This window comes from Scytonema sp. UIC 10036, assembly GCF_009725235.1.
The window spans coordinates 34,984-47,509 of record NZ_WJFC01000016.1; the positions used below are offsets into that span (position 1 = coordinate 34,984).

The 12,526-nt window shown below is 41.4% G+C and carries 23 protein-coding genes; 2 read left to right on the plus strand and 21 right to left on the minus strand.

The window, feature by feature from the left end:
* Nucleotides 1-165 precede the first annotated feature (165 nt).
* The 19 genes from F7734_RS10045 to F7734_RS10140 all read right to left on the minus strand — a co-directional run bounded on the left by F7734_RS10045 (nt 166) and on the right by F7734_RS10140 (nt 9,321).
* A complete protein-coding gene (locus F7734_RS10045; protein WP_155744531.1) occupies nt 166-1,650 on the minus strand; it encodes a Uma2 family endonuclease in 1,485 nt (494 codons plus the stop codon).
* A 65-nt stretch (nt 1,651-1,715) separates the two neighbouring features.
* Entirely contained in the window at nt 1,716-1,874 is a 159-nt protein-coding gene (locus tag F7734_RS10050; RefSeq protein ID WP_155744532.1) for a hypothetical protein, read from the minus strand.
* Between the two features lie 44 nt (nt 1,875-1,918).
* On the minus strand, nt 1,919-2,131 hold the full coding sequence (locus F7734_RS10055; RefSeq protein WP_155744533.1) for a hypothetical protein: 213 nt from the start codon (nt 2,129-2,131) through the stop codon (nt 1,919-1,921).
* Nucleotides 2,132-2,467 (minus strand): hypothetical protein, encoded by a 336-nt coding sequence (locus F7734_RS10060; RefSeq protein WP_155744534.1) that lies wholly within the window; start codon nt 2,465-2,467, stop codon nt 2,132-2,134.
* Between the two features lie 184 nt (nt 2,468-2,651).
* The gene (locus tag F7734_RS10070; protein ID WP_155744536.1) at nt 2,652-2,897 is read right to left on the minus strand and encodes a hypothetical protein; all 246 of its coding nucleotides are present in this window, start codon (nt 2,895-2,897) and stop codon (nt 2,652-2,654) included.
* A 48-nt stretch (nt 2,898-2,945) separates the two neighbouring features.
* Nucleotides 2,946-3,344, minus strand: a complete 399-nt coding sequence (locus F7734_RS10075; protein ID WP_155744537.1) for a hypothetical protein — start codon at nt 3,342-3,344, stop codon at nt 2,946-2,948.
* Between the two features lie 13 nt (nt 3,345-3,357).
* A complete protein-coding gene (locus F7734_RS10080) occupies nt 3,358-3,657 on the minus strand; it encodes a hypothetical protein (RefSeq protein WP_155744538.1) in 300 nt (99 codons plus the stop codon).
* On the minus strand, nt 3,654-4,196 hold the full coding sequence (locus F7734_RS10085) for a GIY-YIG nuclease family protein (RefSeq protein WP_155744539.1): 543 nt from the start codon (nt 4,194-4,196) through the stop codon (nt 3,654-3,656). The genes F7734_RS10080 and F7734_RS10085 overlap by 4 nt, the downstream gene beginning before the upstream one ends.
* A gap of 15 nt (nt 4,197-4,211) precedes the next feature.
* Nucleotides 4,212-5,618, minus strand: coding sequence for a hypothetical protein (locus F7734_RS10090; protein WP_155744540.1), 1,407 nt, complete (start codon nt 5,616-5,618; stop codon nt 4,212-4,214).
* Nucleotides 5,615-6,190, minus strand: a complete 576-nt coding sequence (locus F7734_RS10095) for a hypothetical protein (protein WP_155744541.1) — start codon at nt 6,188-6,190, stop codon at nt 5,615-5,617. The genes F7734_RS10090 and F7734_RS10095 overlap by 4 nt, the downstream gene beginning before the upstream one ends.
* A gap of 80 nt (nt 6,191-6,270) precedes the next feature.
* On the minus strand, nt 6,271-6,477 hold the full coding sequence (locus F7734_RS10100; protein WP_155744542.1) for a hypothetical protein: 207 nt from the start codon (nt 6,475-6,477) through the stop codon (nt 6,271-6,273).
* Between the two features lie 18 nt (nt 6,478-6,495).
* Nucleotides 6,496-7,104 carry a hypothetical protein gene (locus F7734_RS10105; RefSeq protein ID WP_155744543.1) on the minus strand — a complete coding sequence of 203 codons (609 nt, stop codon included), beginning with the start codon at nt 7,102-7,104 and terminating at the stop codon, nt 6,496-6,498.
* A 25-nt stretch (nt 7,105-7,129) separates the two neighbouring features.
* A complete protein-coding gene (locus F7734_RS10110; RefSeq protein ID WP_155744544.1) occupies nt 7,130-7,282 on the minus strand; it encodes a hypothetical protein in 153 nt (50 codons plus the stop codon).
* Entirely contained in the window at nt 7,282-7,482 is a 201-nt protein-coding gene (locus F7734_RS10115) for a hypothetical protein (protein WP_155744545.1), read from the minus strand. The genes F7734_RS10110 and F7734_RS10115 overlap by 1 nt, the downstream gene beginning before the upstream one ends.
* The gene (locus F7734_RS10120; RefSeq protein WP_155744546.1) at nt 7,479-7,643 is read right to left on the minus strand and encodes a hypothetical protein; all 165 of its coding nucleotides are present in this window, start codon (nt 7,641-7,643) and stop codon (nt 7,479-7,481) included. The genes F7734_RS10115 and F7734_RS10120 overlap by 4 nt, the downstream gene beginning before the upstream one ends.
* A 137-nt stretch (nt 7,644-7,780) precedes the next feature.
* Nucleotides 7,781-8,422 carry a hypothetical protein gene (locus F7734_RS10125; protein WP_155744547.1) on the minus strand — a complete coding sequence of 214 codons (642 nt, stop codon included), beginning with the start codon at nt 8,420-8,422 and terminating at the stop codon, nt 7,781-7,783.
* 3 nt (nt 8,423-8,425) lie between these two features.
* Nucleotides 8,426-8,653, minus strand: a complete 228-nt coding sequence (locus F7734_RS10130; RefSeq protein WP_155744548.1) for a hypothetical protein — start codon at nt 8,651-8,653, stop codon at nt 8,426-8,428.
* Nucleotides 8,646-8,894 carry a hypothetical protein gene (locus F7734_RS10135; protein ID WP_155744549.1) on the minus strand — a complete coding sequence of 83 codons (249 nt, stop codon included), beginning with the start codon at nt 8,892-8,894 and terminating at the stop codon, nt 8,646-8,648. The genes F7734_RS10130 and F7734_RS10135 overlap by 8 nt, the downstream gene beginning before the upstream one ends.
* On the minus strand, nt 8,866-9,321 hold the full coding sequence (locus F7734_RS10140) for a hypothetical protein (protein ID WP_155744550.1): 456 nt from the start codon (nt 9,319-9,321) through the stop codon (nt 8,866-8,868). Before F7734_RS10140 ends, F7734_RS10135 begins: the two co-directional genes overlap by 29 nt.
* Nucleotides 9,322-9,530: 209 nt before the next feature.
* On the opposite strand from F7734_RS10140, the gene F7734_RS10145 reads away from it, so the two are divergent.
* Both F7734_RS10145 and F7734_RS61815 read left to right on the plus strand, forming a co-directional pair.
* On the plus strand, nt 9,531-9,815 hold the full coding sequence (locus F7734_RS10145) for a hypothetical protein (RefSeq protein ID WP_155744551.1): 285 nt from the start codon (nt 9,531-9,533) through the stop codon (nt 9,813-9,815).
* 127 nt (nt 9,816-9,942) lie between these two features.
* Complete coding sequence (locus F7734_RS61815; RefSeq protein WP_155744552.1) at nt 9,943-10,083, plus strand: hypothetical protein; 141 nt, start codon at nt 9,943-9,945, stop codon at nt 10,081-10,083.
* A gap of 190 nt (nt 10,084-10,273) precedes the next feature.
* On the opposite strand, the gene F7734_RS10155 is transcribed toward F7734_RS61815, so the two are convergent.
* A complete protein-coding gene (locus F7734_RS10155) occupies nt 10,274-11,569 on the minus strand; it encodes a pentapeptide repeat-containing protein (RefSeq protein WP_207714064.1) in 1,296 nt (431 codons plus the stop codon).
* A 330-nt stretch (nt 11,570-11,899) separates the two neighbouring features.
* A complete protein-coding gene (locus tag F7734_RS63265; RefSeq protein WP_243146787.1) occupies nt 11,900-12,508 on the minus strand; it encodes a hypothetical protein in 609 nt (202 codons plus the stop codon).
* Nucleotides 12,509-12,526: the final 18 nt, after the last annotated feature.

The following is a 12,526-nucleotide window of genomic DNA, read 5'->3' on the forward strand; positions in this document are numbered from 1 at the left end:
ACTTCCACTGGACGATTACGTAATTTTTGAAGTCAATTGTATAAAATAGATACTATTTCTTACGGATACTGACGGAAACTAACTTTTTCTGACGGGTTAGAAGGAGTGGTTGCTGTCCTGGGAGCGATCGCCAATTTGAACTCCAGGTAAGTCCTTCATTATTGTCTAGTCGCTTAACCAATAAAATTGCAGTTTTTTCCTTCTACGCGGTTGCTCGATACCTTGCCATTGCCCGACCAAAACCGTCATATTCTCACAAAGAGCTTGCCATTGGGCTGGCGTTGCCCGTTCAACTTCCGTTAAACAAATCCGAGGGTTGTCTGGCAAACCTTGCAAAAAGCGCCACTTCTTAAATTGTTCGGGTACTTCCCACAGAACTAGATGAATTTCTGACCAAAAGTTGAGGGGTAAATCTTTTATTAAGTCACCAATAATACCAACTCCACCGACTTGATACTCAGATTGCAATTGTTGAGCCAATGTTTGAGCGTACTGCCACCATTCTTGCTTGAGTCGAGCATCTTGCTGCTGTTGACGTTCGATGCGTCGCAGAATCCGTACCCATTCATAACCGGGCATGAGCTTCACGGTTTCAACCAAACCCAGGCTCATCAGTAGCATAGCGATCGCATTCCTTGTCCCAATCTCACCGCCGCCAATCAAGGGTCCACTCTCAAGCTTAGTTTCCGGACACCAAGCAATAAACTGTTCGGGTTGAATGGCATGAGGTTGCTTTTCCACAATGGGAGTCAACTCAAGACTACCCCAACCCAGTTCTTCTCCTTGTTCATACCGCATCTCCCACCGTCGCGGTTGCCAAATACTACTAAAAGCTGGTAGCCCTTGTTCTTTTGACCGGAACAACTCCGGGTTGAAGGTCAGACCACTCACTCCCCGATAGCAGCCATCCGAATCCAACGATTGCAACTGATACCCTTGCGGCGACCACCGCCAAAACTGGAATTGTTTGCTTACCGGATTCACAACCCAGTAATGCAATACGTTACCCTGTTCGTAATACTGCTTCACTACCTGTTCGTATAGAAGTGCTTGTTCTGGCAGCACAATTTCAACGACCAAATCAGCCGCCCCTTCCATATAACAGTCATGGCAAGTGTTTTCTGCCAAGCGGCTGGTAGTACACATGAGGATATCTGGTGTGAACACATGGTTTCCCAACTGCATACCATAATTGGGACCAAAGCATTTGCCCAAACCAGCTTGACTGATAGCAGTGGATAAACCTTGCCGTAGGTCATCGAGTACCCAACGGTGTTCTCCTTTAAATCGAGACCCAAGAGGTGGATACCATCTATCTTGGTAGTCAGGGGAAAGCGGTAAATCTTCCGCCCAAGTTAACCATTCATCTGGCAAAGTATGGGGAACTTCATAAGCCACTTTTAACGCTTCCCACCATTTTTGCAAAGGAGCAAATGCAACGGCTGCTTCCAATCCCCAACCAATTAAAGCTTCTTTAAGCAGCCAACGACTCCCTTCTATAGTTCCACCTACCAAAAACTTTCCTTCCACCAACTCCAATCGGAATTCAGGTTCAGAGCATTCACTCAATTCAATTGATTGTGACGCGCAGTGATATTCCAAGCCCTGTTGGGTAGGTGGAAATTTTGATTGTTTTTGTTGGTCGGACATACGAGATTGTTGGGAATGGCAATTATTAATTATGATGTCACTTCACTGTGGAACCCGGTTAACCGTTACCAAGCAAACAGATGTGACAAATACGCGATTCGCAATTCAGCCACTGAATCAAAGAACTGTGCGATAAAGAAGCGATAAGGCACGCTACGGGCTGGTGCCGTATCGCAGAGTACAGCCGTATCGCGCTTCAAAAGAAAACCCGATGTTGGACTCACAATCTTTAGTGTGCAAGTTGCACAGCTATTAAAGTCAGTTGTAATTAAACGGCGGATTCTTCCCTTGAAAGGCTATCCCCTACGGCTGCCTTTGCGTCTTCCAATCTTTGAATAGATTCTGGAGTAGCCGTTTCATTACGGAACCCTTTGTAACAAGTAGTATCAGCAAAATACGGTGAATCATACGTGTAGATAACCGGATTTTCTTCAGAATTGTTTGGTAAAGGATTGTTATAGGGAATGTCTGAATAATTCATTTAAAGAACAATCCTCGCTATTTTTTCTTCTGACGGATTCCACGCCATGAAATCGTATCCTCCATCTCCGTTTTCTTGATAGTCAAACTCCAAATTTAAGGCGTGAGACGCTTCTATAAATTCTTCTAACTCTCCATCACAATAGCTGACGTACTCATCTCCCATTGCATCAAGGATCGATTTAGCAGCATAGCTTTGTTGAAGTTCTAGCAGTACGCTTTGATGTTGCCACGTACCACAGCGAGCGCAAGTATATCCCCAGTCGTACTTGAGGATTTTTCTATGGTTGGTTTGAGATGCACAGTTTCGGCAATACAAAATTTTTGAATTTCCCATAATTAATCGTTAACCAAAAACTCGTTATCAGATTTAGAAAAGACTAAAGACTTTTGAAATTCCACGACAAAAACTTTTGTTAGTTCGTACTGTTCATTACGGTCAGTAAACAGACAAGTGACTGTTTTTTCTTCCTTTGTGCCTGAGTTGCAATAATGGAAAGTTGCGGTTATCCGTCTAATTTTCATTCTTCGTCACCGGGCGCATATTTTAAAGGTTTTTTATTCCGAGTATCAATCTGGCCATTGCTGTCCAATTCTTTCAAAACAAACCATTGCTCAAGAACTTTCTGACACGCCTCGACAAGAGTGCTTGTATGAATTTGTTGACCTCCTCTACAAGCCAAGAAACCAGCAACATCATGCCTTTTAAAACTGATGCCAAACTTGTTGAAAATTCGGTTAGCCACAGCTACGCTAATTCCAGTCATACCATCTCCAAATCTAAATTTATAATTCCCACAAACTGTATAAAATCGCTATTCCTCTTCCCAATCGGGGCAAGTGTCACTGTTACATCCATAAGGATGCATGGCACAAACTAATAAATTTCCGCCATTTATCTCGCCATACCAGTACTTGCACCCTTTACAAGCTCTAGTTCTGTACTCTTGCGCCCGTTCCAGTGCCGATATAATTTTTTGATATTTTTGCTCGGATTGTTCATTTTCTAAGTTCAACGACGCATTTTTAAAGTTCAGAGACGCACCACAAACAACCATAGATAAAGAGCCAGCAATGATGCTATAAGTAAGAGTTTTTTTGAAAGGAGATTGGCTTTGCGCGAACCAGATTAAACTTCCTGCCAACACTCCTGCTGAGAAAGAAAATACGGCACTAGTAGCGACCGATAAAATAAATCTGTTTTTAGCTTTCATTTCAACTCCTTAATTATTTCACTCTATTCCTACACTTAGTAATAGGAGTTCCGTCTTTTCTATACCCAATAATTGAGCATTGCCTCACTCGAATTCTGAGAATGTGCTTGGTGGGTTTTCGGTTGAAGAATAGTCCATTATCGATAAAGTCCCCAGTCCCGACATAGGAGGTGTTACATATTCGCTCCAAAACTCCGTTCCAACCTGCAATAGTTCTACAGTACTGTTGTCCCCTGGTTTGGGCTTGCGTTGGTTGGATAAAAAATACCGATATTGTTGCGATCGCTATTCCAGCACACAAAAAGTTTTTCATTTGCTTTGCTCCGTAGTGACTGGCTCTAACTGAACTGAAACTTGTTTGGACAGGGTTGTAATCGCAATCAAACCAGCTATAAGAGCTAGTATCAAAGCTGAAGTTGGGATGCGAGAGGGTTTTAGTGTCCCAAGCTTGGGATGTCTTTCGCACCTCGAATAAGCCCATTTGACCTGCCAAACCTGAACGAGGTTAAGATCAAACCACTCACTACTGCGTCTGCCTTTAAGCGTGACCCGACGCTTGTGAAATTGCTTGTGTAAAATAGTTTCAACCGCTTTCATGTCTTTAACATGAATAGTTTTGACAATTTCCATATCGCAAGGCGGCTGATTGCTGTAGAAGTCATCAACCCTCGCTTCAGGTTTGCGGGAAAGCCCAATCTTGTAGCGTCCAAGGTAAAACCCAGGAATAATGCCATGGAAACAGACAGCTTTAATTAAATAGATGTAGCCAGGATCATGGCTGGAATTTGGGCGAGATTGTTCTTGTAAAATCTCTGTCAACAAATGAGTGAAGAAGTCCTTGTTTTTACTCATGCCAGTCCTCTATGATTAATTCGACTTAATTTCTGGAATCACGCCAGGGAACACACCAAAGCTGGTACTTACCCACACAGCCCTGTTACCCGATTTTTCAAGCAGTTGAATAACTTCATTCTTAGACTCTTCCGTGAGATGTTTTGCTGAAGAATAATAGCTTCTTGATTCTTCAATCGCGAATTTACCGATGTAGAAACTAGCCATACATTCTTCCAAATCCGACTCGTCTTTTAGTCCGAATGTTTTAACTTGTCTGCCTTGAGCCATAAGGATTAAGCGCTGTCTGGCTTCTCTAGAAAGAGCAAGAGTGTCGCGAATTATGTCAACGGCTGGCTCAACTTTTTCTTTAATGGCTCTCCATTCATCAATACAAATGTTGATTAATTCGGGTTCAATACCTGCAGCTACATCTGACAACCGCTTCTTTCTGTCTGCCTCAAATTCAATCAATTCAGATTCTATTGATTCAAAATCTTCAGGGACGCCAACAACAACTTTATTTTGCCACTGTTGAGGCTTGCGCTTAACAGTCAGCACTTTGCAATCACCTGGTAGCTTATCAAGTACCCAATCAGCTAACGTAGTTTTACCAGAACCAGTAGCACCAATTAAGCGGAGATGTGGTAAATCGTCGGGAGACTTTGTTTCAAGCCATCCCCAATCCCACCAATCAATACCTTCTATAGTGGGTAATTCGCTCAAAGTCACCTTAATAGATGTCATTTGATTTATTTCCTTTTCAGCCTTCACAGCCTTACTATTTTCTTCGGCTATCTTTCTTCTTAGTTCAGCAATCATCAAGTCATATTGCGTATTCGCCAAAGTCTCTTGCTTTTGCTGTTGCTTTTCAAGACTTTCAACATTAGTTAGCCCAGCTTGAACTCTAGTTTGATTGTCCAGTGCAGCTGCAACATCCGCTTTTAGTTGGGTATTCAATTGTTGATTAAATGCAATTAACTCGCGTTGAGACTTTTGCTGATTCCAAGTGGTAAACCCAGCAGTTTTTAACTCCTCAAGCCAGTTGTAATATTTGTTCTGGAGTAAATTGTTGCGAATTGCGATCGCGAAACTAATTCCCGCCAAGCACAACGCAGTTCCAGTTAGCGCAATGTGCTGGTAAAGGTTATCGGTTGGCAGGAGACGCTTGAATTTTACGTCATCCCTGACGGGGACACTGCTACCGAATAACCCACGACTATCCCAAGCTTCTTTAAGGACATATCTGGGGACTCGACAATAGTGCTCGTCTAATTCCTTCTGTTCTTTGGAATTAAGACCATTAGCCGAAGGGGGACAAAACCGAATCTCAACTAAATCGTATGGTTGTTTGGAAAGTGAGGAGAGGGTACAGGCTACAGCACCGATAAACAAAGCGCTAATTGCACCCAGTTCAATTGCCGCACCCGTACCCTTGCTCATTTTCCTCGACCTCCAAATATTGCGAACATCGAACCCACAAACAGAGCACCAGCAACAGCGATCGCCAGCCATGGGTCAGTTTCTGGATGCTGACGCTGAACCTCGCGAATGGATTCCGAGAGCTGTACTATGGTTTGATTCGATAAGTCCTGAAGGTATTGATAGTCTTTAACAGCAAGATAAGTCGTAACGCTGGCACTCACCAAACCTATCCCCAAGTTACTTAGCTTTTGCATATTCGTCACTTGAAACTGTCCGTCCGTGTAGTTGATATTGATACCAGTCGCTAAGAAAGCAGTAGGGACAAAGCTAATGGTGAAACATAAAGACGCCGCCGTCCACAGAGCAGAACTTCCACCAAGGACAAGACACCACTTGGCGATCGCAATTCCAGTGGAGTGAAAGGTCCAGCTGATGAAGAAGCTCAAGATTTTCTTCCTAAGAAAGAGAGTTTCTTCACGGCGTTGTTTCTCAAGTTGTAGTGCTTCAGCTAAATCCTTGGGTAAAGCTGTGTCTTCAGCGTATGCGCTCTGCTCTATGTCGTTTATCTCGAATTCTTGCTCTGGTATCATGGATTTACACAAATTTTTGATGTTTCCCCTAGTTAAGCCAGCAACGTAAACTAGGGGAAGTTTTATGTGTTATTCACTGACTATTTCTTCCTCTTGACTTTTATATAAAACTCGTGAGACTTATTTGGAACTGGTTTTACTTCAGAAATCTCTCCACCGTTTTCTTCAGCTAGTTCCCTTGCCTCAAGATAATCCCCTCTATAAACTCTAGTTACAGTTCCAGGGGTTAAAGCATCATCCTTATTTATAGCTGAAACTTGTTTCGAGCCAAAAATCCAATCAAGCATTTCTAATTCCTCTATTAACTAAAATCCTACAACTGCTCTCTTAAGCCTTCCAAGAATATCCCCAAATCCACCCTCGCCACTAGGTAAATAGTTTCGTTGGGGAATGAGATCGGCTCGTTCAGCATCACCATATTTCAGGTAATGTTCGGCAACCTTTTCCTGATATCTGAGATCGGCATCCAACTGCTTGAATTCGGGACGGTTGAGTTGTTCGAGCTTTTGAGTTTTTCCATCAACCGTCATGAGATTTGTATCGATCCAGGCTTGGAGCTTGAGGTAATCGACAGCCAAAGAATGACGCAAGCGCTCGATGTCCCGACTGTTAGCAAAGTCAATGGCAATTTCCTGACGCTGGTTCTGATAGCTTTGTTGTGCTAGTACTTGGTCGGTTAAAGCTTTGCCAATGTTGATAGACGAAGATGCAGACTGAGTAACGATGTTCGCGATCGCAACGTTAAGGTCTTCAGTTCCTTTGATAGTGTTCATTGCGGCTTCGCGAACCTTGGGAGCAAGCCTGGAGATTAAGGCTCCTTCTCGTCCCATTTGTCCTAGTGTTTTCAAAGATTCATGGTCGCCTTGCATGCACTTGATAAGAAATTCGGTACTGATTCCGAAGTTCGTATTCATTGAGTTCTGCAATCGCTTAGCTTTTTTAGCTACATGGTTTTTCAGTTTCACTTGTCTTTTGTCCTTTTTGTGATTGTTGAACTTCTCTTGCGTCGATTTCTCTCTGTATTCGCTCTAAATCCTCCGTAACTCTGTTTCTAACGTATTGAACCTCTTCGTTGTAACCTTCACTTGTCATTAATTTATCTCCCGATTAGCTAGTTCAAAAAGCAATTCAAAGTTTGGCTGTTCGCTTTCCCAAATTTGAGGATTGGAATCCCAAACTTTTTTAAGGAGAGCTTTTTTTTCTTGAGATATCCCAATAAAATGATGTTCAGGAAACTCATTCCAATCGTAAGGATTAAGCCGTGTCCCTTTTAATTTCCAGTTAATTGTCATTTTCCCTTTACAGTAATTTCTACATGGACGGGCAATACAGAATTGATTAGTTGCTGCGGTTCCACAATAGCTCCTGCGACTGTACCACCAGCGATCGCAAACGAGCTAGCAGCTAAAACAACTTGAGTAGTAGTCGATATTTTCTCGTTTTTATTGCTCATTCCAATCCTCCGTGAATTGTCTGTGATACTCTCTTAGTTCGCGATTTCTTTGGTTAATAAACTGAGTGTTAAACCTTGCGTAGATAAAGTGACATCCAGTTATAAACCAAAGAAAACCCACAATTATCAACGCATTCCTACGCTGAATTCTTTGAAATTTTAAGGCGACGGAGAGCTTGCTGAGCTTGTCTTTTAAATTCTTGCTGCGATACTCCTAAGTCACTAGCAAACTGCTGTAAACCTTCTGATAAATGCTGTGAAACTTCAGTATTGTTATTGCCTACATGAGAGTAAACACGATTAATCATTGCTGTTACTTTCTGTTTACTCTGTTGCTTTACGTGGTCAGCATAAGCGATTAACAGTGCTTCTGCTTCAGCTATAACGTCTTCTACTGAAGAATCAACCTGGTAGTCGAGTTGGTTTGCGATCGCAACAACATCAGCTTCCGACAGCACAATACCCATGGAGGATGCTTTAGAACAGACAAGGTCGCGTGCAAGCCTTTCTGATTGCACAATAGCATTCTCTGTTTCTTTAGGCGGAATAACGGGTTGTAAAACAGACTCTGGCTCTGATAACTGTACTAAAGAAGTTGATTGATGTTTCTCAAGTAAAGCATTCAAGCAAGTAGCTTGCAAATCGTCATTTAGCTCTTTGCCAAAGATTAAATCGGAAATTGAGGATTTAATTTCGGAAGAAGTAAGGTTTATATTTCGACGTTTAAGCGCTGATTGCAAACGCTTAATAAAATTAGTAAACTCAGTTCCAGAATGCATAATTTACTCCTGATAATAATCTAAAGTTTTTTGGTCAGGAGTTGCCTCCACTTTAAAATGACCATCTTTTTCAAGGTTGTCTTGCATCCCATGAGTTCCACCCCAACCATAATATTCAAGTTTGACGTAGCCATTAACATTAGAAACAACAGTCAAGCGAGGAAATTCGTCAAGGTGTTTTTCTCTGTACGTGGAAGAAACTACATCCCCACGCTTCCAAGGTTCAGACATCGTTTTTTTCCTCTCTCAAAATTTTGATAACTTCTCGTTGATAGCAAGCACTGGCTTTACGCAAATCGGTTATTGCGATCGCTATTTCGTCCCGGTTGCCTGCATAGTTAATGAGATTTTCTGCAATGATATCGATGCGATCGATAAGCTCTTGACCTGCTTCTACCGATTGGTCTAGCAATGATTTGACGGGTGAAGCTTGTTTTTGGCAGTTATATGCGATGAATTGACTTTCGCTCATTCGCAGCATCTCCGTACACTAAAGCATAAAACACTACGCTAAATACTTGGTCTTTCTGATATTCCCGTGAAGACTTAAAAGAAAGCCCTGCACGGTAGAAAGCCCTGTAAAGTTGCCATTCCCCAATATGAGGATTGAGTTTTTTTATAGAGTCAAAAACTTCTGACCCAAGCCATGCTTCTTTAGTCCTATGTTGAATCTGAAAGGACTTCAAGATGTCGAGTGTGGACTTGTCCAGAGTTTTTCGAGGACATCTGCGTTTAAAGCGGGCAAACAACTTAAAGCTGCTGTCGTTTAAAGTTAGTCCTGCTTCAAGGAATTCGGTCTTATACCGACACCATTGCGGAAAGTTTAGTTCTCGACCTAAATAAGCCTCGAATCGCTTGCGATATTTATCGATAAGCAAGTCAGGCTCAGTTTTGGGCATAACAAGTTTTTACTGTTTTACACTAATTGGATGCTAGCACGTTTTTAGCACTATGCACTCACTTTGCGCTCACTTTACGCTTATTTTTATAACGTAATGCCTGAAACCAGCTCGGGTAAAGCATTTTAGGCTTTTAACGCTTAAAAAATAAAGTACGAACGTAAGCTAAAGTGATGAGTGCATCATTAAGTGATTAAAAGGTGAGTGCGTTGGCAAGCAAAAGATTCCAGGTTTCCTGGCTGGGTGAGTACTACATGGATTGTCTAGAGGTAGAAGCAGCGCTTAAGGACAAAACACGGGCGGTAGAGGCTGCTAACTTACTGTGCTTAATGCTTGACCAAGAGGAAGAAAAACGAAGAAGAAAGGTTCAGTATTTGGCTGACAAACGCGGTGTAACCTTTAATGAAATGTGGCACCAACTCAGAACGGGAACTTACAAAATCACGGATGAGGACATCGAAGACCTGAAGAAAACGCAGGAAGAAGAGGATTAGTTGAGTATTTCAATACATTTTTATAAGTAGTGTTACAGAGTGCATGGCGACAGACAATTTTTACTGTAGCAGCACTAAATTTTTTTACTGTTTAACACTCCAATACAGTGCAAAATACATAATCAAGTTGTACTACAAACGTAATCTCAACGTTTCAGCGATCGCACTCTACCAAAAAGGAGTGCAAAAAACTCTGCATAAAGGGTGTTATGCAGGTATAAAACTTGCAAATATTTACTGGATAAAGGTCACGGCTTTACTGCACTGACATGATGGAAAAATCGGGGATTGCAGAACCCCCGAAAACCGCGTGTATTGGGATTCTTGAGGCGGGCTCGCTCTGAATGCGTATGTGTTAGATTTGACTTATCTGTTGGGCGCACAGCAGCTGCTGTATCTTTTACAGGTGCGATCGCTAGGAAAGAGAACAAGACCTTCTCAAGCCAAAGCAATAATCACTAGCCAGTAGCTAAAATTTCAGAACGGTTCCCTGAAAAGTCTTGAAAAATTGCGCCTCGTCGAATTAGCTCCTGTTTCAAGGATTCTGAAATGCCTGCATTATCTCCAAATAGAACCTTTTGAACGTTTGTACCTCTTAGGTCAGCATCAATAAGGTTAGCGTTTCTCAGGTCAGAACCCCTAAGGTTGGCATATCTCAAGTCACAACCTCTGAAATTAGCACTTCTTAGGTCAGCACTTCTTAGATCGGCGTGTTTCAAGTCTTGCCCTTCTGCTCCGTGAGTAACGATTCTCCAAACTAAATACCACCTATCATCAAGTTTTGTTGAAGTGTTAATTATCGCATTTCTTAGATCAGCACCTATCAAGTTAGAATTTCTCAGATTGGCATTGATGAGGTTAGTATCTCTCAGGTCACTACCACTTAGGTCAGTACTAGTTAGGTTGGTGCTACTTAGATCGGTAAACCTTAGACCAGCATTACTCAAGTTGGTACTACTTAAGTTGGCACCACTCAAGTCAGAACTACTTAGGTTAGCATTCATCAAGTTGGCATTTGAGAGGTTGGCATCGCTCAAATCAGCACCACTTAGGTCAGCATCGCTCAAATCAGCACCACTCAAGTTAGCACCACTTAGGTCTGTATCGCTTAAATCAGCACCCCGTAAATCTCGCCCTGCAACGGGCTGACTGACAATCTCCTGTACCAACTGCCATTTATCATCAACCTTAGTACTTTCATCACTTAAAATTTGGATGTCTTCAACAGGAAAACCGTTTAATTCTACTAGTTCTCCCGATTGAATACGAGATATAAGCCGCTCTATATCCTCTTGAAAACCCTCTACAATTAATTTAATACTGCCTTCTTGAATATCAATAATTTTGATAGTGCTGCCTGAATATTCTCGTAAAATCGATTCAATAATTTTTAAATTTGAAACTGAATTTATATCACCATTCAATACGAGCGCTGCTTTAACTGTTTGACTTTGTTCATCTATTACAGTCACTCGACGAACTGTTTGCACTTGCTCCTCCCCCTCATTTGTTCCTAGCTCTTCTTCTAGTATGTCAGCAACTTCTTTCCAATTCAATGTCAGTTTCTCACATATCCTTTCAAAGGAATCACGCTGAATTGGCTCTCTTTGAAAGAACTTTGTCACAGTACTACGGGATAGTAGTTGAGATTTAGCAAAGTTAGCCTTTGAATCAAAGCCTAACCTAATCATAGCCTTTTCAGCTTTCTTTATACCTTCGGCTGTTGCTATGACAGTTATCCTCTTTTTTGTCATACTTCGGTTAGGTTTTTAGCCAATAATTTACTTGCTCGCCTACAGCGAACGCAAGAGCGTTATCGCAACTCAAGCATAGAACAATCATAAAGAACTCACAACACAATCACAGTAAAACCTTTGTGCAGTCAGGGTTCCAAGTATTTGAGGTCATCATGAAAGAGTGATACACCGCAAGGAAAAAACCTGGCTGATTACCAGGCATATCAACATTAACTACTTCCATGATACCCATGAACATTCTGAAAAAGTCCAATTCTCAACCGAATCGCCAACCCCAGAAAAACCCCTTACCTTGGTGGTTGGTCTTAATAAGGATACTCCTAACCCCTAACGTAGAGATTCAAGAAGGGTTGTCACAATCATTAAACAGAATAAGAGAATTGCGAACCTGCCAAACCAAGGGCCTATAAAGTGTAATATGATTATGACAACACCTGAAGTCCCAAAACTTACTGAGACAAGGTAAGCGATCGCAAACCCAAAGACTGCTGACAAAAAATACTTGAAAAATTTAACAGTCAATCTAAATAAATAACTGGATTGTATAACATCAGATTCCTCCCCTTTTTTAGGGATATAAACTATCTGTCTTTCTTCTGAAAGATAAACTAATTGTGACTTAAGTTGTCCTGAATTCAAATGATAGTCTTGAGAGACTGGTTTTTGACTTTGATTTCCATTTAAATGAATACGAGTGTATTTTTTATGCTGTTTTTTATTGTAAATCTGAATTGACCTCATAGACCAGATCAATTGAATACATCTGGATAAAGTTATCAATTCAGCAACTAACTTTGGTTTTCCTTGATTCAGTAATTCGTAATAAGCCTCCCATAAGTCACCTCGAAGCTCTTCTCTTATCAAAGAAGTTAAAATTCTATTAATATTGTGAACACAAATTTGAAAAAATTTATCTATCTTAATAGTTAAACGCATAATTTTTCTCCTATATAT

Excerpts from the sequence above, each read along its gene's own strand:
- F7734_RS10060 (WP_155744534.1), bottom strand. The coding sequence starts at position 2,467 with ATGGGAAATTCAAAAATTTTGTATTGCCGAAACTGTGCATCTCAAACC.
- F7734_RS10080 (WP_155744538.1), bottom strand. The coding sequence starts at position 3,657 with ATGAAAAACTTTTTGTGTGCTGGAATAGCGATCGCAACAATATCGGTA.
- F7734_RS10085 (WP_155744539.1), bottom strand. The coding sequence starts at position 4,196 with ATGAGTAAAAACAAGGACTTCTTCACTCATTTGTTGACAGAGATTTTA.
- F7734_RS10075 (WP_155744537.1), bottom strand. The coding sequence starts at position 3,344 with ATGAAAGCTAAAAACAGATTTATTTTATCGGTCGCTACTAGTGCCGTA.
- F7734_RS10090 (WP_155744540.1), bottom strand. The coding sequence starts at position 5,618 with ATGAGCAAGGGTACGGGTGCGGCAATTGAACTGGGTGCAATTAGCGCT.
- F7734_RS10125 (WP_155744547.1), bottom strand. The coding sequence starts at position 8,422 with ATGCATTCTGGAACTGAGTTTACTAATTTTATTAAGCGTTTGCAATCA.
- F7734_RS10115 (WP_155744545.1), bottom strand. The coding sequence starts at position 7,482 with ATGACAATTAACTGGAAATTAAAAGGGACACGGCTTAATCCTTACGAT.
- F7734_RS10070 (WP_155744536.1), bottom strand. The coding sequence starts at position 2,897 with ATGACTGGAATTAGCGTAGCTGTGGCTAACCGAATTTTCAACAAGTTT.
- F7734_RS10105 (WP_155744543.1), bottom strand. The coding sequence starts at position 7,104 with ATGAATACGAACTTCGGAATCAGTACCGAATTTCTTATCAAGTGCATG.
- F7734_RS63265 (WP_243146787.1), bottom strand. The coding sequence starts at position 12,508 with ATGCGTTTAACTATTAAGATAGATAAATTTTTTCAAATTTGTGTTCAC.
- F7734_RS10135 (WP_155744549.1), bottom strand. The coding sequence starts at position 8,894 with ATGAGCGAAAGTCAATTCATCGCATATAACTGCCAAAAACAAGCTTCA.
- F7734_RS10100 (WP_155744542.1), bottom strand. The coding sequence starts at position 6,477 with ATGCTTGATTGGATTTTTGGCTCGAAACAAGTTTCAGCTATAAATAAG.
- F7734_RS10045 (WP_155744531.1), bottom strand. The coding sequence starts at position 1,650 with ATGTCCGACCAACAAAAACAATCAAAATTTCCACCTACCCAACAGGGC.
- F7734_RS10095 (WP_155744541.1), bottom strand. The coding sequence starts at position 6,190 with ATGATACCAGAGCAAGAATTCGAGATAAACGACATAGAGCAGAGCGCA.
- F7734_RS10120 (WP_155744546.1), bottom strand. The coding sequence starts at position 7,643 with ATGAGCAATAAAAACGAGAAAATATCGACTACTACTCAAGTTGTTTTA.
- F7734_RS10130 (WP_155744548.1), bottom strand. The coding sequence starts at position 8,653 with ATGTCTGAACCTTGGAAGCGTGGGGATGTAGTTTCTTCCACGTACAGA.
- F7734_RS10110 (WP_155744544.1), bottom strand. The coding sequence starts at position 7,282 with ATGACAAGTGAAGGTTACAACGAAGAGGTTCAATACGTTAGAAACAGA.
- F7734_RS10055 (WP_155744533.1), bottom strand. The coding sequence starts at position 2,131 with ATGAATTATTCAGACATTCCCTATAACAATCCTTTACCAAACAATTCT.
- F7734_RS10140 (WP_155744550.1), bottom strand. The coding sequence starts at position 9,321 with ATGCCCAAAACTGAGCCTGACTTGCTTATCGATAAATATCGCAAGCGA.
- F7734_RS10155 (WP_207714064.1), bottom strand. The coding sequence starts at position 11,569 with ATGACAAAAAAGAGGATAACTGTCATAGCAACAGCCGAAGGTATAAAG.